The organism is Methylomonas sp. BW4-1 (genome assembly GCF_052474385.1).
This window is the reverse complement of sequence record NZ_CP184125.1, coordinates 1,961,507-1,979,279: the sequence shown is the minus strand read 5'-3', so window position 1 is coordinate 1,979,279 and position 17,773 is coordinate 1,961,507. Positions and strand designations below refer to the sequence as shown.

Genomic DNA, 17,773 nt, shown 5'->3' with positions numbered 1-17,773 from the left:
TTTAAAAATTGTCGACTACCGAGTTAAGCCCGCATGGCTTGCTCTGCAGCGTGTGTTGAACCGGTTCTTTATTCTGCCCATGCAGAAGAAGCGTTCGCAACGGCTCCGGCTCGCTTGACCGCGCGACGCATCGAAATGTATCACGATTTGTTGGATCTACGTCCATGGGTTCTTACGTTGGCTTATATTTATTACTCCGGTCCTTTTTTACCCGTTCGGGCTGAGCTCTTAGAGGCCTAGGCTGGCGACAGGTCAATGAGGCACTTAACGGCGGAAACTCAAGAGGATCTTCAGTATCGACAAGCCGCGCCAGCGGACATGAAGAGCTGATTGCTGTCAGCTATCGCCGCTGTCGAAAAATCGGCTTTTTTATTGCCAACAATGCCGAGCAGTAAACCGGCAAGTCAAATAGAATGGCTATTCGTGCAATATCAAATCAGAGGGCAGGCTATGGATCACGATTTTTGGCATCAGCGTTGGCAACAGAACCAAATTGGTTTTCACAAGCATGAGTTCAACCCCATTCTGCAAACGCATTGGCCGCGCTTGTCTATCCCAAAAAAAGCGCGAGTGTTTGTCCCGCTGTGCGGCAAGAGCAAGGACTTGCTTTGGCTATTAGCGATGGGTTATCAGGTAGTGGGTGTGGAATTAAGTCCGCTGGCTGTCGAGTCGTTTTTTGCCGATAACAATTTGCAACCAACGGTGCGGCGCCAGGGCGATTTTTGGGTCAGCGAGGTGGACGGTTTGCAGATTTTCTGCGGGGATTTTTTTGCATTGCAAGCTGCCGATGTCGGCGAGTTTGATGCGGTTTACGATAGGGCGGCGCTGGTGGCTTTGCCGCCGGATATGCGCATCGATTACGTGATGAAACTGTCCTCGCTGTTACTCGCCAACGTGCAAATGTTGCTGATAGCATTCGATTATCCGCAACACGAAATGCCGGGGCCGCCGTTTAGCGTCCAAGCTGACGAGGTTGAGCGTTTGTACAGTCACTGGTGTGAAATCGAATTGCTGACCAGTGACGACGCTTTAGCGACCGAGCTGCATTTTAAAGAGCGCGGCTTAACTAAAATGGTGGAGCAAACCTATAAACTGTTGGTTCGGTGATAACAGAAGTACCGAATTGCCAGTCGCATAGCATTAACCCGGCGCTTAAATCGGTGTGTCTATAGGCGCATCCGCTTGGGTTTCGACGCGCGCAATCCGCACGAAACACCAGTGATAAACAGGGCCGGGTTGATCCTCTTTTGAATTTTCTGGAATCGTCGTTCCGGCGAGGAGCGGAGTCCCTTTAAGCCCTTGGGCTCCAATATTCAATGGTGCGGCAGCATTTAGGGCGTCGGTTTATCAAAGCGGGAGACTGTTGCAGAATCGGTGTGCCACGTTTCATTTTTGTTTCAGACTCCTGGATATTGTTTCAATGTTTCATATTGAAACGTATTTTGCACCTCTAAATAGCTGATTGGTCCTTACCTACCTTGATTAATCGGAGAAATCACGCTTGGCACGCAAATTGATATAGAAATATTATTGATTAATGATATTTGTGAAGTGCGTATGTTTTTCGGTCAACTCTCAGAAACTGATACCTCAAGATACAACCATCCGCCGCTAGGCGGTCGTCGCCAAGATACGATGGCGATCAAAAACAGCGTTTCTGCGCTTTTGGTTTCTAACTGCCTAAGACAGGTGCCGAATTCAAAACCGAACTACACTACAAATAAAGAGGGATTGCCGGCCACTGCTAGCCAATATTGCCGAGCTATTCGGCAAACGTTGTTTTCCCTGAGTAAGCCGCACAAGGCCGATTTACCCGCAAGCATTTCCATGGCTCTAAACAAAGAGGTGGCTATGACAGATACTGCCCATACTGAGTTACCAAAGTCCGGCTTGCTACGCTGGGAAATAGCCGTAGCGCTATTGATAAAAGTGATTCTACTTACAGGCCTCTGGTTTCTGATTTTCCGCTGGCAAGAGCGCCCAGTTGCCAAACCGGACATCGCTGCGCACTTTGCTTTGCCGGCCACACCCGGCGCCACAAATCCCCTTTCTTCCCCATCCACCCAGGAGTCTCGCCATGTTCGGTGACGATATAGTCATGCTGTCGCGCATGCAGTTCGGGCTAACCGCGCTGTATCATTTCCTCTTTGTGCCCTTGACCCTGGGCATGACCTTTATCCTCGGAATCATGGAGTCGGTGTATGTCATGACAGGCAAGGAAGTCTATAAGGACATGGTCAAGTTTTGGGGCAAGTTGTTTGGGATTAACTTTGCCATGGGCGTCACCACCGGCTTGACGCTAGAGTTTCAGTTCGGCACCAACTGGGCTTACTACTCGCATTATGTCGGCGACATCTTCGGGCCCTTACTGGCTGCGGAAGGTTGGATGGCGTTCTTTCTGGAATCGACCTTTGTGGGTCTGTTTTTCTTCGGTTGGGACCGGTTGAGCCGGGTGCAGCATTTGGTGGTGACGTGGCTGCTGGCGGTGGGCACCAGTCTGTCGGCGTTATGGATATTAATCGCCAACGGCTGGATGCAGTACCCGGTCGGTGCGGCGTTTAACTACGAAACGCTGCGCATGGAGATGACTAGCTTCGCCGACGTGTTCTTTAACCCGGTGGCGCAAGTCAAATTCGTGCATACCGTCGCCGCCGGCTACGTCACGGGCTCGATGTTCGTGCTAGGCATCAGCTCTTGGTACTTGCTGAACAAGCGCGACATCGGCTTCGCTAGACGTTCGTTTTCCATCGCCTCGGCGTTTGGTTTGGCCTCCGTCTTATCGGTGATCGTTTTGGGCGACGAAAGCGGTTACACCTCCGGCGAGACCCAAAAAATGAAGCTGGCAGCGATTGAAGCGGAATGGGATACCCACCCGGCCCCTGCTGGTTTCACCGTGTTTGGTTTGCCCGATCAGGACAATCAGAAAACCGATATGGCGCTGAAAGTGCCTTATGTACTGGGTTTGATCGCCACGCGCTCCATCGACGAAGACGTTAAAGGTCTAAAAGATTTGCGTGAAGAGAGCGTGGTGCGCATCGAAAACGGCATGCTGGCTTACGACAATTTGCAAAAACTGCGTGGCGGTGACCTAAGTGCCAAAGCAGCGTTCGAGGCCCATAAAGCCGACCTGGGTTATGGCTTATTGCTGAAAAAATACACCGACAAGGTCATTGATGCCGACGCCGCGACCATCCAGAAAGCCGCCAACGACACCATTCCCAAAGTGGCGCCGCTATTCTGGACCTTCCGTATCATGGTGGCTTGCGGCTTTATCATGCTGTTCATCTTTGCGATGACATTTTACTACTGCGCTACCCGAGTTGCCGATCAAAAACGCTGGCTGTTGCGGATGGCGGTGTGGTGCATCCCCTTACCCTGGATTGCCGCCGAGACCGGTTGGTTTGTTGCCGAAGTTGGTCGTCAACCCTGGACTATCTCCGGCGTATTGCCCACCCACATGAGCGTTTCCAGCCTCAGCGCCGGGCAACTGTGGTTCAGTATTGGCGGGTTTGCCTTGTTCTACACAATATTGCTGATTATCGAGATGTATCTGATGTTGAAGTACGTGCGCCTCGGACCTAGCAGCTTGCATACAGGACGTTATTGTCTCGAACAGCAACCCGCCTAACCCCTTCGTCAACAGGAGTTCATTATGTTTGATTATGAAACCATCCGCCTGATTTGGTGGGTCTTTATCGGTGTCGTCGGCATTGCGTTCGCATTGACCGAGGGTTTTGATTTCGGAGTTGGCACCTTGCTGCCATTTATCGGTAAATCCGACGTGGAGCGCCGGGTGATTATCAACACCGTCGGCGCCACCTGGGAAGGCAATCAAGTTTGGCTGGTGCTGCTGGGCGGCGCGATTTTTGCGATTTGGCCGGCCGTGTATGCCACGCTGTTTTCCGGGCTGTATGCGGCGATGTTGCTGGTATTGTTTTCCTTGTTCTTTCGCCCGGCCGCGTTTGATTATCGCAGCAAGATCGAAGACCCACGTTGGCGCAACAGTTGGGATTGGAGCCTGTTTATAGGCAGCAGCTTACCGCCGGTACTGCTCGGCGTATTGGTAGGCAATTTGCTTCTGGGCCTGCCGTTTCATTTCGACCAAGATCTGCGCGCGTTTTACGACGGGTCGTTCTGGGCATTGTTGAGTCCGTTTGCCTTGTTGTGTGGGTTCACCGGCCTTTTGCTAACTACTTTCCATGGCGCATTATTTCTGAAATGGCGTAGCGAAGGCGTGATTCATGACCGCGCTATCAATATCGTCAATGCCTTGGGGCCGATGCTGTTATTGGCATTGGCTACGATTACTGTGTGGGTATTCGTGGGTATTGATCGCCCGGAAATTACCCAAATGGCGGCTACCGATGCACCGTCCAACCCCCTGCATAAAACCGTCGTAGCCCATGGCGCAAGCTGGTTGCAACATTTTATGAGTTACCCCTGGATGTGGCTGGCACCGCTGACTGCGTTTGTCGGTATCGGGCTGGCTTGGTTGCTAGGCAAGGGCGAGTCCAGAATGGGGGCATTCGTGCTCAGTAGCCTAGGCATTACCGGTGTGGCACTGACGGTCGGTTTTGGTTTGTTTCCCTTCCTGTTGATTTCCTCAACCGCTCCCGGCTCTAGTCTGACTTTATGGGACGGAACCTCCAGCCATAACACCTTATTGCTGGGGTTTTGGATCACCATCATTTTTCTGCCTATCGTGCTGCTCTACACCCGTTTTGTGTATCGGGTGATGTGGGGCAGCGTGACCGAAGCGGCTGTGCTTAAAGACAGTCACACACTTTACTAAGGAGACACATCATGTGGTATTTCGCTTGGATACTCGGCGTCGGTTTCGCGGCGTCCTTCGCCATCATCAACGCCATGTGGCTGGAATCGGTGTGCGACATCGACCATCACGGCATCGATCAATCGTGCGAGAGCTTGGCGCAACGTAGCAAAGAGAGGTTGTCATGACCACCGAACGTATCGTCCGTATTGTCGCCGGCTTGTTTGTGTTGCTGTCGCTGAGTCTCGGCGTTGAAGGCAGCCCCTTATTTCAGTCTAGCAATTGGCTTTGGTTTACCGCATTTGTCGGGGCCAATTTGTTTCAAAGCGGTTTTACCCGATTCTGCCCGCTGGAAATGATTCTTAAAAAATTGGGCATTAAAGAAAGCTGCTAATAACAGCGGCAAAAAAATAATTATCTATCAATTTGGAGTAGTCTCATGGCAAAAATCGTAATCGTAGGCGCGGGCATCGGCGGTATCCCGATGGCATTGGAAATGAAAGAAAACGCTCGGAAAGAAGACGAGGTAGTGGTGATCGCCGATACCCCGACCTTTCACTTCGTGCCTTCAAATCCTTGGGTGGCGGTCAACTGGCGCAAGCCGGAAGATATCAAGGTCGAATTGGCACCGATGTTCAAGAAAAAGAAGATCGGCTTCATTCAACAAAAAGTCACCCGTTTTCACCCTGAAAACAATAAGGTAGAACTGGCCGATGGCTCGCAAGTCGATTACGATTTTTTAGTGATCGCCACCGGTCCGAAACTGGCCTTTGACGAAGTGCCGGGCTTGGGGCCCAACGGCCACACCCAATCGGTCTGCCACGTCGATCATGCCGGTGAGTCCGGTGAATTTTGGGACAAGTTTGTCGAAGATCCGGGTCCGATTATCGTCGGTGCCGCCCAAGGTGCTTCCTGTTTTGGCCCGGCTTATGAATACATGTTCATCGCCGAAACCGACCTGCGGCAACGTAAAATCCGCGATAAGGTGAAAATGACTTATGTCACCTCGGAACCCTACATCGGCCATTTGGGCTTGGGCGGCGTGGGCGATACCAAAGGGATGCTGGAAGCCGAGATGCGAAACAAACATATCAATTGGATTTGCAATGCCAAAATCGACAAGATCGAAGCCGGCATGATGTATGTCACCGAAGTGGATGAAAACGGCCAAGAGAAAAAGAAACACGAGTTGCCGTTCAAGCACAGTATGATTCTGCCGGCCTTTAAAGGTGTAGATGCCTTGACCGGTATTGACAAGCTTGTGAATCCGCGCGGCTTTGTCATAGTTGACGAAAATCAACGTAATCCCACGTATAAAAATGTCTACTCCATTGGGGTTTGCATCGCCATTCCACCGCTTGAGCAAACTCCGGTGCCGACCGGCACGCCCAAGACCGGTTACATGATCGAGTCGATGGTCACCGCTACCGCTCACAATATTCGTGCGGAACTGGATGGCAAACAACCCAAAGAAAAAGGCACCTGGAATGCATTGTGTCTGGCGGATTTTGGCGATTCGGGCGTCGCTTTCCTGGCCATGCCGCAAATTCCGCCGCGTAACGTGCAGTGGGCGTCCAGTGGCAAATGGGTGCATTTAGCTAAAATTGGTTATGAAAAATACTTCATGCGTAAAGTTCGCAAGGGTATTAGCGAGCCTTACTATGAAAAACTGACCTTAAAAATGTTTGGCATTATGCGGTTGAAAGGCTGACACTGGTTTGTGCCGCGCTGATAGGGAAGGACAAACGCAACAGTGCCGTTGGCCAACCAATGGCGCTATGCGTCTAGACTTCCCTATCAATCCATTTGCCCTAATTGCATGCAGATTACTCAATGATACATCGAACTTTATGGCGGTTAGTTTTCGTGCTGATGCTGGTTTTGGAGACGGCCTTGGCCGATACCGAACCCAGTCAATATAGCCTGGAACAAGCCATTGATACCGCGCTGGCAAATAATCCGGAGCTGGGCATCATGCAAGCGCGTATTGAACAGGCCAATGCGCAGTTGGGAGAATCCTTGGCCAGTTTTTACCCGCAAATCAAAGCCAGTTTGTCGTATCAGCACAGCGATAATCCGGCGCAAGCCTTTGCGATGATCATTGCCCAGCGTCGGCTAAGCTTTGCCGGCAACGACTTCAATCATCCCGGCGGGGTTGATAACTATCGGCCGCAAGTGACAGCGACGTATTCGTTGTTTCGCGGTGGACAGGACTACTACCGCAAACAGGCGGCAGAACTGGGTATCGAAACCTCGGAACTGGAAAAAGCCGCGACCCGCAATCAGTTGGTGAATAACGTCACCGCAGCCTATTACGGGGAGTTGGCGGCAATGGAAGCCCACGAGATTAGTCGGCGCTCGATTACAGCAGTGCAAAGCGAGTTGGATCAGTCACGGATTCGCTTTGATGCCGGCACGGTATTAAAGTCCGATGTATTGTCCTTGGAAGTACAATTGGCCGAAGCCAAGGATGCGGAAATACAAGCTGCAAACGCCATCGAGCTGGCGCAGAGTATGTTGAAAACCTTGCTGGGCTTACCTGTTAACGCACCTTTTACCATCGATACAACTCGGCAAGCCGCATTACCGGCCAGTCCGGCGGTTTTCGACGAATTACTCAATCAGGCGCTGAGCAACCATCCTGAACTACAAGCCGCGCAGAAGCGTGTGGCGATGGCCGAACGTCAGCTTGATGTCGCGCAAGCCGCACACCTACCGCGCGCTGACGCCTTTGTCAGTTATGGTTCCGACAGCAAAGATCTGGCCTTCAGCAGCAACCGCGATAACGTCACTGCCGGCGTGATGGTGGAAGTGGATGTGTTTTCCGGTTTTGCGACGCAAGAAAAAATCAAGAAAGCCGAGCACGAACTCACGGCCGCCCAAGAGGCAGCCAGGCAGACCCGTTTGCGCATCGAGCAACAGCTGAAATCCGCACAAATCAAACTACAAGACGCGCTGAGTCGCGCCGAAGTCAGCGCCGTTGCGGTCAAAGCGGCGGAAGAAGCCCTGCGTTTAGTGAATGAGCAACGCCAAGCCGGTGTCGTGACCGTGACCCGTTATATCGAAGCTGAAGTGGCGCGCGATAAGGCGCATACCCGACAAATCACTGCACGTTTCGATGCCTTGCGGGCCGAAGCGGAACTGAAACAAGCCACCGGTTACTGGCAATAAAGGAGTCACGATGACCGAACATTTTTCTGAATCAAATGCGCCGAGATGGCTGGTCCCTGCGGCAGCGATCACGGCGCTGTTGCTGGTGATTTTATTTGCCCTGGGCATCTTGGGTGGCCAGGATAAGACCGAACCCGGCAACACGGATCTGCCTGAGAGCAGCATACCCGCCGGCGCACACACCTTAAAAGTAGGCACGCAGACTGCGGAGAACAATTTGTCTTGGCAAGGCGTGGTCAAATCCCGCCTGGCGGCGAAAATTGCCCCGAAATTGAATGCGCGCATTCTGGAAATAACCGTGAATCCGGGCGACAAAGTCAAAAAAGGCCAAGTCATCGCCCGTCTCGATGATCGCGATCTGCGGGCGGCTTACAATGCCGCCAGCGCGGGGCAGGCGGCGGCTCAGGCCCAGGCGGCCCAGGCCAATGCCGAAGAAAAACGCATTATCGATCTATACAACAAGCAAGCGGCCACCCGCCAAAACTACGAAGCAGTGCTGGCGCAAGCGCAAAGTGCCAGAGCCATGGCCAATCAAGCGGCCAGTTCCGCGCAACAAAGCAAAGTGATGCTGGGCGAGAACGTACTCTATGCGCCGTTCGACGCGGTAGTCGGTGAGCGTTTACAAGAGCCGGGCGACATGGGCTTGCCCAATCAAGCCATCGTCACTTTGCACAAACCCGATGACTTGCGCCTGGAAGCAGCCATTTCCAGCCACTGTGCCGCAGTCATTAAGTTAGGCATGGAAGTGAAAGTGCGCTTCGATACGCCGCAACAAACGCTGGCGGCGACGGTAGACGAAATAGCGCCGGAAATCGATCCGCAAACCCGCACCCTGGCAGTAAAAGTTAAATTACCTAACATGCCTGGTTTGCAACACGGCCAATTCGGTTGGCTGGAGCTGGCTTGTGCCAGTGCACAACAAGCCGTGATGATCCCGTCTGCAGCCATTTTGCATTACGGCCAACTGCAAGCGGTTAAAGTACTGGATGGGCAAAGGCTATTGACGCGACATATTCGCACCGGCAAACAGTATGGCGACCAAGTCGAAATACTTTCCGGATTGCGCGCCGGCGAAACCATCTTGAGTAACGCTGGGTTGGAGCAATGAGCGAGTTGAACAAAACCATGGAAGCGAAAAAAGACAGCCTGACGGTTGCCATCGTCCGCTTATTCACCACCTCGCATTTATCGCTGCTGTTTTTATTGATTTCCCTGTTGGCGGGAGCGGCGGCGCTGACTTTGACGCCACGCGAGGAAGATCCGCAAATCATCGTGCCGGTGATGGATGTGTTCGTGCATTACCCCGGCGCCAGCAGCGAAGAAGTGGAAAAGCGCGTGACCACCCCGCTGGAAGTATTACTCAAGCAAATTCAGGGTGTGGAATATGTCTATTCCGCCTCCCGCCCCGGCGAAGCGCTGGTGACGGTGCGCTATCGGGTGGGCGAGAGTATCGAAGACAGCTTGATCAAAACCCGCGATAAGCTGCAAGCCAATCTGGACATCATCCCGCCCGGCGTCAGCGATTGGGTCGTCAAGCCGGTGGAAATTGATGACGTGCCGATCTTGCTATTGAGCCTGTCCATGCCCAAGGCGAACGAAGACATCATGGCGGTACGCCGCATCGCCGAAGAGCTGATCGAGCGCTTACGCGCCATCGACGATGTGGGCAAAAGTTGGGTCATCGGCGCGGCGCCTCGGCAGATTTCGGTGTACCCCGATCCCGCCAAGTTGCAAGCCAGCGGCCTAAGCTTGCCGGAAATTCAACAGGCTTTGGCGCAGAGTAATGTCAATCTGCCGGCTGGGCGCTTAAATCAAAATAACAGTGAAATCCTGCTGGAAACCGGCCCGCACTATGAAACCCGGGAGCAGGTCGGGGCGACGGTCTTGAAAAACGTCGCCGGCCGTCTGGTGTATTTGCGCGATGTGGCGCAGATCGTCGATGGCCCGCAAGACACCGACTATTACACCCGCATCGGCTTCGGTCCCGGTGTGGAGCAAATGCAGACGGTAGGGCATAAGGATGGTCCTTTACCTGTGGTCGGCGAAGAACGGCAAATGGCTACCATCGCCATCGCCAAAAGGCGCGGCAGTAACGCCGTCGGCGTGGCCGAACAGGTGTTGGAACTGACCGAACAATTGCACGGCACGCTGATTCCGTCTGAAGTGCTGGTGACAGTCACACGCAACTACGGTGAAACCGCCGATCACAAAGTCAATGAACTGGTGATGCATCTGAGCATTGCGATTCTCACCATCATAGTCCTGCTGGCGCTGGCGCTGGGTTTTAAGGAATCGCTGATCGTCTCATTAGCGGTGCCGATGACCTTTGCGATTACCTTGCTGTGCGATTTGATCTTCGGTTACACCATCAACCGGGTGACGCTGTTCGCGTTGATTCTGTCTTTGGGCTTATTGGTGGATGACCCGATTGTCGACGTCGAGAATATTCATCGCCACTACAAAATGCGCAAAGAGCCACCGTTACAAGCCTTGCTGACTGCGGTGAACGAAATTCGCCCGCCGACCATTCTGGCCACCTTCGCGGTGATCATGTCCTTCGTGCCGATGTTTTTTATTACCGGGATGATGGGACCGTATATGGCACCCATGGCCTTCAACGTGCCGATCGCCATGTTGATGTCCTTGCTGATCGCCTTCACGGTGACGCCTTGGGCCAGCTATAAATTGCTCAAAGGCGATTACGGTAAAGATCACGGACCGGAATTTCGCTTACAGGAAACCCGTGGTTTCAGGGTGTATCAAGCCATTATGGCGCCGCTACTAAGTCACAAATCCAAAGCCTTGTGGTTTTTGCTGGCGGTATTTGTGGCGTTCGTGTTGTCGACCTTGATGGCCGTGACCCGAGTCGTACCGTTGAAACTGCTGCCGTTTGATAATAAAAACGAGCTGCAATTGGTGATTGATATGCCGCGTGGCTCGTCTTTGGAAGCCACTAATGAAGTCGCCACGGCCCTGGGTCAATATCTGGCCACGGTCAACGAAGTCAGTAGCTATCAAACCTGTGTCGGTTTGGCATCGCCCATGGATTTTAATGGCTTGGTGCGGCATTACTATTTGCGCCAGGGCGCTTATGTCGGCGACCTGCGCATCATTCTGGTGGATAAATCTCGCCGCGGGCAACAATCGCACGCGATTGCCTTGCGGATGCGTCCGGATATAGAACGCATCGGCCAAAAATACGGCGCCAACCTAAAAATTGTGGAAATGCCGCCGGGACCGCCGGTGTTGTCCAGTGTGGTCGCAGAAATTTACGGCCCGCCGGAAGCCGGTTATCAGGACTTGGTGAAGGTGTCCAAACAAGTCCGTGAACATTTGCAAACGACCGAGGGCGTGGTGGATGTGGACGATTATGTGCAAGCGCCGCAAGATCAATGGCAATTTGTGTTGAACCAGGACAAAGCAGCGCTATTGGGCATTACCAATCAGCAGGTGGCCAGTAGTTTGAAACTGGCGGTAGAAGGCGGCATCGCCGGTACTTTGCATATCGCCAGCGAACGGCAACCGCTACTGATTTCCCTGCAATACCCTAGATCAGAACGCTCATCTGAAGCCGATTTATTAAACCTGTCGGTGAAATCGGCGAAAGGCGATTTGATTCGCTTAAGCGAAATCGGGCGGTTCAGCCACGAAATAGCCGATCAAACCATCTATCACAAAAACTTACGCCAGGTGTCGTATGTGCTGGCTGAAATGGCCGGCCGCAGCCCGGTGGAAGCGGTGTGGGATCTGCAAGACGCCCTGGAACAGCAACCTTTGCCGGCCGGTTACAGCGCGGAAATGGCCGGGGAGGGCGAATGGAAAATCACTGTCGATGTGTTCCGCGACCTGGGCTTGGCCTTCGCGGCGGCGATGGTGATGATTTACATCCTGCTGGTCGGGCAGACCGGTTCTTTGGGCGTGCCGCTGATCATGATGATCGCCATTCCCCTAACAGTGATCGGCATCATGCCGGGGTTTTGGTTCATCAACTTGTTTGCGTCTGATGTCGGGCAATATGCGGATCCCGTTTATTTCACCGCCACGGCCATGATAGGCATGATCGCTTTGGCCGGGATCGTGGTGCGCAACTCCATCATCCTGATTGATTTTATCGAAAATATTTATCGCGGTAATCCGGATATTAGCCTGGCCGATGCCATCATCGAAGCCGGCGCCACCCGTTTGAATCCGATCTTTTTAACGGCTGCCTCGGCAGTGTTAGGTTCAGTGATGATCGTCCTCGATCCCATCTTTTCGGGCCTGGCCTGGAGCTTTATCTTTGGCATTATCGCCTCCACCTTGTTTTCCTTGGTGGTGATTCCGTTGGTGTATTTCTTGATCAACCGCGACATGCCCAAGCAAGTGACAGCCGAAGACTAGCTTCTTAGCGCCCGCGATGGCAATTCAGCGGGCGCGGTAACTAGCGTTTTTGTATACTCGTTACCCATCCCTTAGCGTTGAGGCCACCTTTATGAAACAATCAAACCGCGTCTGCTACTTACTTTCTGTGTTGGGATTATTGACGTGTGTGTCGCCGATGGTGCAAGCCGACGAGACCGCCAGCAAATTCTCGCGGGAATTGTTAATGACCAAGCCGGTGACTTTACCCAGTAAAGAAGTGGAGAGCCATGTACTGCGGGTGCGCTTCCCCAAGGGGTATAAAACCCCCTTGCATACCCACGAAGGGCCCGGCCCAAGATATGTGGTGATGGGAAAACTGAAGGTTGTGGATGACGGCCAGACCAAAGTCTATAGCCAAGGCGAAGTGTTCTGGGAAACCGGCGCGGAAATGACCGTGGAAAATGTCGGTAAAGGCGAGGCGGAAATTATTATATTCGAGCTTGCGGCGGCTAAGTCGGCTAAGCATTGAGGCCTTAAGGAACCTCTGAAAAAAAACATTTTGAGAGGCAGTCACTGTCAAAGTGAGTCAAAAATTTCAATATTCGACCGTTTTATTATCAAAAAAGTGGTTTTTCATCGCAAACCCGCCCGTTTTCGGGCTTATTTTCAAATTTCGGACGCAATCAGGCTCCGGCGTTCATAAGCGTCACCGCGCAGCACATTGGCTATCGCCGTCAGGAAGGCCAAACACGCCGCATTTTTAGCCAAACCGCGATAACGTTCGCGAGCGTCCAACACCGACATGATCACGGATGACGTGTGAATCGCCTGGTGGTACTCTAAGTTAACTGTTATTTGGAAGTAAGCCATGACCATAGAGTATCGAACTATTATCACGCTCGAGCCCGGTAAACGCGGCGGTAAACCCTGTATCCGGGGGCTGCGGATTACCGTTTACGACGTCTTGTCTTGGTTAGCCGATGGCATGTCCGAGGATGAAATATTGGAGGATTATCCGGAACTGGAAACCAGCGACATTCGTGCCTGCTTGGCTTTTGCCGCAGATCGTGAGCGTAATGTATCCGCCATTGTTTGATGAAACTGCTATTAGACGAAAATCTATCCCGTCGGGCGGTGGCGTTTTTGCTGGATGCCTTTCCAGAAACGACACAAATAGCGTTGTTGGGTATGGAAAACGCCGATGATTTAACCGTTTGGCGTTACGCAAAGTCCAACGGCTTTGTCATTGTCACCAAAGACGCGGACTTTTTTGAGCTTTCGAATTTACTTGGCCAACCACCAAAAATTATCTGGCTAAAAACCGGCAATCAATCCAAAGCGGCAACCATTAACTGCTTATTAGCTAATCAGAACGCTATACAAGCGGCATTGGTTGACGAAGACAAGGCCTGTATCGAAATTTATCGATAACAGCGAAATTCATATATCGTAAAGGGCGGTAGGCTGGGCAGAGCAACACGAAGCCCTGCAAATGTTTTGAAACGCTAGAGCTGATTCGTTGCAACGGTTCATTGGGTGAGAAAACTCATCAGCGAAATATTCAAAATCAATTTCCCTGCACCCCAAAATTCAACAAACCCTCGGCAAAATAGCGTCCAGATTCAACACGTCCGTATCCGTTAATTCAATCAAATTGAAATTGTACTTCTGATAAATGGCGAGTTTTTCCTGTTTTCGGGCTTGGTATTTAGCGTCGTTTTCGTAGCCTGGAAACACATGGGGATTGACTTTGCAGGCCAAAGATCGCCCGGTTGCCCACTAAATTACCGTTTGAGTTAATGCGTACCAACCTGGGCTTCGACCAGCCCAAATCGCATACCAATGATAAGTAGGGAGCCCGGTTCAGTAAAAGCATAAATGAGCCTGAACAGCAGGGCAGCGGATGACGTATCTAAGACCTTAGCCCAATAGACAAAACTTAGGACTTACGTACACTTGACAAGCTTTGGAACGCGAACCTTTGTATCAACTTTTATAGACTATGGCGCTGCAGATTTTGGAAACCGATAGATTAATCTTGGTTGCTGACCGGGAGGTCTCGTCCTTTAAAGGGATCAATCGGGTCAGAGAGTGTCTGCAAGCCAACGTGGAATATGTTGCCAGCCGGGACGAGTTGGCTCGCTGGATCGTAGACAATAAGGCGAATTTAACCAGCAAAAATATTGCCTTTGTGATGGTATTTGACCCGGACGTGGTCGAAATATCGCCGTCCGGTTCCGAGTTTAGTTTGTTACTGGAATACCCGCGGATTTGCATCACCCGCTCAAGCGATCTCTCAACCACCTTACGTTCGATAAAAACCGGTTTGTTTGATTTTATTGAAAAGCCTTTCAGTCTGGAGCAGATCCGCAAATGCCTTGAACTGGCGTTTTTCGAGTATGAGTTCGCGACCACTATCAACAATCAATTCCGTAATCTGACCAAACGCGAAATTGAAACCTGCGAGTTGGTGGTACTGGGCCACACCAACAAGGAAATATCCGAAAAACTGGATATTTCCGTAAAAACCGTCAAAGTGCATCGTGCTAATTTAATGCGTAAAACCAACGCCAAAACGGTTACGGATCTTCTGAGGTTGCACGATACCTTCAAGTCAAATACGCGCCAAGGACCGAATGATTTGGTCACTATCCCGCCGTTTAAAATATTGAACACCCAACAAAGCAACAAGCGTGAGAAACGCCAAAAATCCCCGGCTTAGCCCCCCTTGCTACCCAACAAACCCTTTTCGGCCAGCAATAACCGCAAGGCATAGCCAAATTTGAGACGCTCGTGACTGAATTTACAATTTTTCCAACGGTTGGGTCGATTGCGCAAAAACAACTTTTGCGCGCGACTTTAAATATGACTATTCGTTCGGTCTCGCAGTTGATAGACCAGCATAACGTCAGCAGCGTGGTGCTGGAGATCGGCGACGAATATTTTGTATTTTCCGTTGAAGACTTGCTGCGGCATCTGCACGCGGGCGGCAGCAGTGATGCCACCTTGGCTGAATTGACATTACGCAAGATGACCTGCGTTTTCGAAAATGAACGTATTCTGACCGCATTCGAAATCCTTGAAAACAATGGCGACCGCTATCTAGGTGTCGTGGATTCCGCGGAGAGCCTGGTCGGGATATTGACCGATACCGACATTTTATCGGCGGTCGATCCTACCGTTCTGGTGCAAAAGAAAACCATCGGCGAGTTGGTGACCAGAATAGAGCCTGTTACCTTTACCGCGGACTGGATTTTGGACGATGTGCTGAACCATCTGCAAAAAATGGAGGATTCCATCATTGTGGTCGAAGCCAAAATACCGGTAGGCATCATTACCACCAAGGATATTTTTAAACTGATTTCCGCCGCGGATACCACCGACAGACCGCTCCGGGAGTACATGACGAGTCCGGTCATTACCACCCAGGTCAGTTCAACTATTCAAGACGCGCTCGCGCAGTTAAAAACCTGTCACATCAAACGCTCCATCGTGGTGAATCAGGAAAACCAGTTGGTAGGTGTCGTTACGCAGAGTGAACTGGTGGGATTTGCCTATGGCACCTGGATTGATTTAATTAAACATCATGCCGGTGAACTCAAAGAGCTGGTGGCTATTCTGGACGCCAAGGCCAAGGGCTTTGAAAAATCCTCGTTGACCGATCCTCTCACCGGACTTGGCAATAGACGGATGCTGGATAAAAGGCTAGCCGATGAAATCGGCCGCATGCGGCGTTATGATGCCCCGGCGTTTTCGCTGTTGCTATTGGACATCGATTTCTTCAAACACATTAACGATACGCACGGCCACTTGATTGGCGACGAAATCTTGAAAGCCATCAGTTTGAAACTGATGAGTGTGGTCAGATGCAGCGACGATGCCATTCGTTGGGGCGGTGAAGAATTTGCGATTTTGCTGCCGCATACACTTCTTCAGGATGCCGTCGAGTTTGCAAATCGCTTGCGTACCACGATAGAAGACCATTCCTTTGTCGAGCAGATACACATCACTATCAGCATAGGCGTCGGACAGTTTTCCATTACCGAGCACGAAAGCCAATTCCTTGATCGCGTCGACAAGGCGCTATACCTTGCCAAGCATCAAGGCCGCAATCGGGTGGTTGCCGATACCTCGTCTGGTCCGATCCAACATCTTGTCATGCCGATATGAAACGCATAGATACTGTTTTGCTGTGTCTGGCTGTTGTCATAAACAGTGTTTGCTGGATTTGGAGTCGGCAAGCGTTGCAAACGCCGGTTGACTTTACTTTGCTATCAGTAGCTTTATTGATGGGCGCTTTAGTTTTTTCCTATCGCGGCCGTAAACATTGGCAAGACCGCCAACAGAAGCGGTTAGACGAACTTGAGTCGGTGATGACGGAGTACCAGTTTTTGTCTGATCGCGCCATGGACTACGCAGAACATCGCTTCAGCATTTTGGAACAAGACCTGGCTTTGGCTCGCGATACCATCCAAAGCTCCGCGCATAAACTATCCAATAGTTTGACAGGTCTGGAACAGCAATCGACCAACCAACGCAAGGTTTTGACCGCCCTAGTGGATGAAATATTGCAAATGGCCGGCGCCGATGACGAGCAACAACGGCAGCAGGCCGGTTTACATAAGTTTTTCGACGAAACGCATGCACTGATTGATGAATTCGTTAAAAAAATCCAGGAAGTCAATGACTCCAGCGTGGGCATAGCCGTCAGTTTTAATCAGATGCAGAGCAAGTTTTTACGCATCGAAGATTCGCTTGACGGGGTAACCAAACTGACCAGGCAAACCGACACACTGGCCTTGAATGCGGCAATTGAAGCGGCGCGGGCCAGTCACGCCGGCCGCGGTTTTGGTATTGTTGCCGATGAAGTTAGAAAGCTAGCTGCTCAGACCCGGCAATTCAGCGATGAAATCCGCGCCACTCTCGATGATATCATCCAGTCCTTGCAAGAAGTGGATCGGCAGGTATCGCAAGCAGCGCAGACTGATCTAAGCCTGGCGGAACGCTCACGCGAAAGCCTAGGCAGCCTGGGTCAGGAATTGATTCAGATGACATCCCAGGCGAATGGGCATTCAACTAACATCACTGTGGCAAGCAATGAAATACAGCGGCTGGCTCAGGAAGGGGTGATGGCTATGCAATTTGAAGACATCGTCACGCAGATGATGGCTAAGATAGCCGTGGATACCAAAAATGTCGGCCATTATTTGCACGCGCTTTTAAGATTGCATCACGACCGGGAAGAGCGCGACGGTTTAGCGCGCTTCAAACAGCGCATTGCCGCCTTAAAATTATTGCTGTCGGAAACGGAAAAGCAGCCGCAAGGCGAAAATCCTAAATCCACCCAGCATGCCACCGAGATTGAGTTGTTCTAGATTTCACAATCGAGCCGCTACTTCTGCAAAGGGGATACAAAGGTAACTGAATAGCTAAGACTGTATTGCGGCTAATTCGCAAGGTCTCGATGCTCCAGTCAAAAGCGGCGATAAT

The 17,773-nt window shown here is 51.6% G+C and carries 17 protein-coding genes; 16 read left to right on the top strand and 1 reads right to left on the bottom strand.

Annotated elements, in window-relative coordinates; all coding sequences use genetic code 11:
* The first annotated feature begins 330 nt into the window (after positions 1-330).
* The 11 genes from ACH5Y9_RS09130 to ACH5Y9_RS09080 all read left to right on the top strand — a co-directional run bounded on the left by ACH5Y9_RS09130 (position 331) and on the right by ACH5Y9_RS09080 (position 12,812).
* A complete protein-coding gene (locus tag ACH5Y9_RS09130) occupies positions 331-1,107 on the top strand; it encodes a thiopurine S-methyltransferase (protein WP_445369373.1) in 777 nt (258 codons plus the stop codon).
* A gap of 423 nt (positions 1,108-1,530) precedes the next feature.
* The gene (cydP, locus tag ACH5Y9_RS09125) at positions 1,531-2,088 is read left to right on the top strand and encodes a cytochrome oxidase putative small subunit CydP (RefSeq protein ID WP_445369372.1); all 558 of its coding nucleotides are present in this window, start codon (positions 1,531-1,533) and stop codon (positions 2,086-2,088) included.
* Positions 2,078-3,628, top strand: a complete 1,551-nt coding sequence (locus tag ACH5Y9_RS09120; protein WP_445369371.1) for a cytochrome ubiquinol oxidase subunit I — start codon at positions 2,078-2,080, stop codon at positions 3,626-3,628. The genes cydP and ACH5Y9_RS09120 overlap by 11 nt, the downstream gene beginning before the upstream one ends.
* Before the next feature lie 24 nt (positions 3,629-3,652).
* A complete protein-coding gene (gene cydB / locus ACH5Y9_RS09115) occupies positions 3,653-4,792 on the top strand; it encodes a cytochrome d ubiquinol oxidase subunit II (protein WP_445369370.1) in 1,140 nt (379 codons plus the stop codon).
* Positions 4,793-4,803: 11 nt separating this feature from the next.
* Positions 4,804-4,959 (top strand): cytochrome bd-I oxidase subunit CydX, encoded by a 156-nt coding sequence (cydX, locus tag ACH5Y9_RS09110; RefSeq protein ID WP_020481307.1) that lies wholly within the window; start codon positions 4,804-4,806, stop codon positions 4,957-4,959.
* Positions 4,956-5,165 carry a YgaP family membrane protein gene (locus tag ACH5Y9_RS09105; RefSeq protein ID WP_445369369.1) on the top strand — a complete coding sequence of 70 codons (210 nt, stop codon included), beginning with the start codon at positions 4,956-4,958 and terminating at the stop codon, positions 5,163-5,165. The genes cydX and ACH5Y9_RS09105 overlap by 4 nt, the downstream gene beginning before the upstream one ends.
* Before the next feature lie 45 nt (positions 5,166-5,210).
* Positions 5,211-6,482, top strand: a complete 1,272-nt coding sequence (locus ACH5Y9_RS09100; RefSeq protein WP_445369368.1) for an NAD(P)/FAD-dependent oxidoreductase — start codon at positions 5,211-5,213, stop codon at positions 6,480-6,482.
* 122 nt (positions 6,483-6,604) lie between these two features.
* The gene (locus ACH5Y9_RS09095; protein WP_445369367.1) at positions 6,605-7,942 is read left to right on the top strand and encodes a TolC family protein; all 1,338 of its coding nucleotides are present in this window, start codon (positions 6,605-6,607) and stop codon (positions 7,940-7,942) included.
* A 10-nt stretch (positions 7,943-7,952) separates the two neighbouring features.
* Positions 7,953-9,050 (top strand): efflux RND transporter periplasmic adaptor subunit, encoded by a 1,098-nt coding sequence (locus ACH5Y9_RS09090; protein ID WP_205450286.1) that lies wholly within the window; start codon positions 7,953-7,955, stop codon positions 9,048-9,050.
* Entirely contained in the window at positions 9,047-12,322 is a 3,276-nt protein-coding gene (locus ACH5Y9_RS09085) for an efflux RND transporter permease subunit (RefSeq protein ID WP_445369366.1), read from the top strand. The genes ACH5Y9_RS09090 and ACH5Y9_RS09085 overlap by 4 nt, the downstream gene beginning before the upstream one ends.
* 91 nt (positions 12,323-12,413) lie before the next feature.
* The gene (locus tag ACH5Y9_RS09080; RefSeq protein ID WP_445369365.1) at positions 12,414-12,812 is read left to right on the top strand and encodes a cupin domain-containing protein; all 399 of its coding nucleotides are present in this window, start codon (positions 12,414-12,416) and stop codon (positions 12,810-12,812) included.
* A 137-nt stretch (positions 12,813-12,949) separates the two neighbouring features.
* On the opposite strand, the gene ACH5Y9_RS09075 is transcribed toward ACH5Y9_RS09080, so the two are convergent.
* A complete protein-coding gene (locus tag ACH5Y9_RS09075) occupies positions 12,950-13,153 on the bottom strand; it encodes a hypothetical protein (protein WP_445369364.1) in 204 nt (67 codons plus the stop codon).
* On the opposite strand from ACH5Y9_RS09075, the gene ACH5Y9_RS09070 reads away from it, so the two are divergent.
* From ACH5Y9_RS09070 to ACH5Y9_RS09050, 5 genes are all read left to right on the top strand, one after another.
* Positions 13,152-13,379 (top strand): DUF433 domain-containing protein, encoded by a 228-nt coding sequence (locus ACH5Y9_RS09070; protein ID WP_445369363.1) that lies wholly within the window; start codon positions 13,152-13,154, stop codon positions 13,377-13,379. The genes ACH5Y9_RS09075 and ACH5Y9_RS09070 overlap by 2 nt on opposite strands.
* Positions 13,379-13,714, top strand: coding sequence for a DUF5615 family PIN-like protein (locus ACH5Y9_RS09065; protein WP_445369362.1), 336 nt, complete (start codon positions 13,379-13,381; stop codon positions 13,712-13,714). Before ACH5Y9_RS09070 ends, ACH5Y9_RS09065 begins: the two co-directional genes overlap by 1 nt.
* A gap of 571 nt (positions 13,715-14,285) precedes the next feature.
* Positions 14,286-15,005, top strand: coding sequence for a response regulator transcription factor (locus ACH5Y9_RS09060; protein WP_445369361.1), 720 nt, complete (start codon positions 14,286-14,288; stop codon positions 15,003-15,005).
* Between the two features lie 71 nt (positions 15,006-15,076).
* Positions 15,077-16,453, top strand: a complete 1,377-nt coding sequence (locus ACH5Y9_RS09055; protein WP_445369360.1) for a diguanylate cyclase — start codon at positions 15,077-15,079, stop codon at positions 16,451-16,453.
* Entirely contained in the window at positions 16,450-17,658 is a 1,209-nt protein-coding gene (locus ACH5Y9_RS09050) for a methyl-accepting chemotaxis protein (protein WP_445369359.1), read from the top strand. The genes ACH5Y9_RS09055 and ACH5Y9_RS09050 overlap by 4 nt, the downstream gene beginning before the upstream one ends.
* Positions 17,659-17,773: the final 115 nt, after the last annotated feature.

Excerpts from the sequence above, each read along its gene's own strand:
- ACH5Y9_RS09070 (WP_445369363.1), top strand. The coding sequence starts at position 13,152 with ATGACCATAGAGTATCGAACTATTATCACGCTCGAGCCCGGTAAACGC.
- cydX (WP_020481307.1), top strand. The coding sequence starts at position 4,804 with ATGTGGTATTTCGCTTGGATACTCGGCGTCGGTTTCGCGGCGTCCTTC.
- ACH5Y9_RS09060 (WP_445369361.1), top strand. The coding sequence starts at position 14,286 with ATGGCGCTGCAGATTTTGGAAACCGATAGATTAATCTTGGTTGCTGAC.
- cydB (WP_445369370.1), top strand. The coding sequence starts at position 3,653 with ATGTTTGATTATGAAACCATCCGCCTGATTTGGTGGGTCTTTATCGGT.
- ACH5Y9_RS09075 (WP_445369364.1), bottom strand. The coding sequence starts at position 13,153 with ATGGCTTACTTCCAAATAACAGTTAACTTAGAGTACCACCAGGCGATT.
- ACH5Y9_RS09090 (WP_205450286.1), top strand. The coding sequence starts at position 7,953 with ATGACCGAACATTTTTCTGAATCAAATGCGCCGAGATGGCTGGTCCCT.
- ACH5Y9_RS09065 (WP_445369362.1), top strand. The coding sequence starts at position 13,379 with ATGAAACTGCTATTAGACGAAAATCTATCCCGTCGGGCGGTGGCGTTT.
- ACH5Y9_RS09120 (WP_445369371.1), top strand. The coding sequence starts at position 2,078 with ATGTTCGGTGACGATATAGTCATGCTGTCGCGCATGCAGTTCGGGCTA.
- ACH5Y9_RS09105 (WP_445369369.1), top strand. The coding sequence starts at position 4,956 with ATGACCACCGAACGTATCGTCCGTATTGTCGCCGGCTTGTTTGTGTTG.
- ACH5Y9_RS09085 (WP_445369366.1), top strand. The coding sequence starts at position 9,047 with ATGAGCGAGTTGAACAAAACCATGGAAGCGAAAAAAGACAGCCTGACG.
- ACH5Y9_RS09095 (WP_445369367.1), top strand. The coding sequence starts at position 6,605 with ATGATACATCGAACTTTATGGCGGTTAGTTTTCGTGCTGATGCTGGTT.
- ACH5Y9_RS09050 (WP_445369359.1), top strand. The coding sequence starts at position 16,450 with ATGAAACGCATAGATACTGTTTTGCTGTGTCTGGCTGTTGTCATAAAC.
- ACH5Y9_RS09100 (WP_445369368.1), top strand. The coding sequence starts at position 5,211 with ATGGCAAAAATCGTAATCGTAGGCGCGGGCATCGGCGGTATCCCGATG.
- ACH5Y9_RS09080 (WP_445369365.1), top strand. The coding sequence starts at position 12,414 with ATGAAACAATCAAACCGCGTCTGCTACTTACTTTCTGTGTTGGGATTA.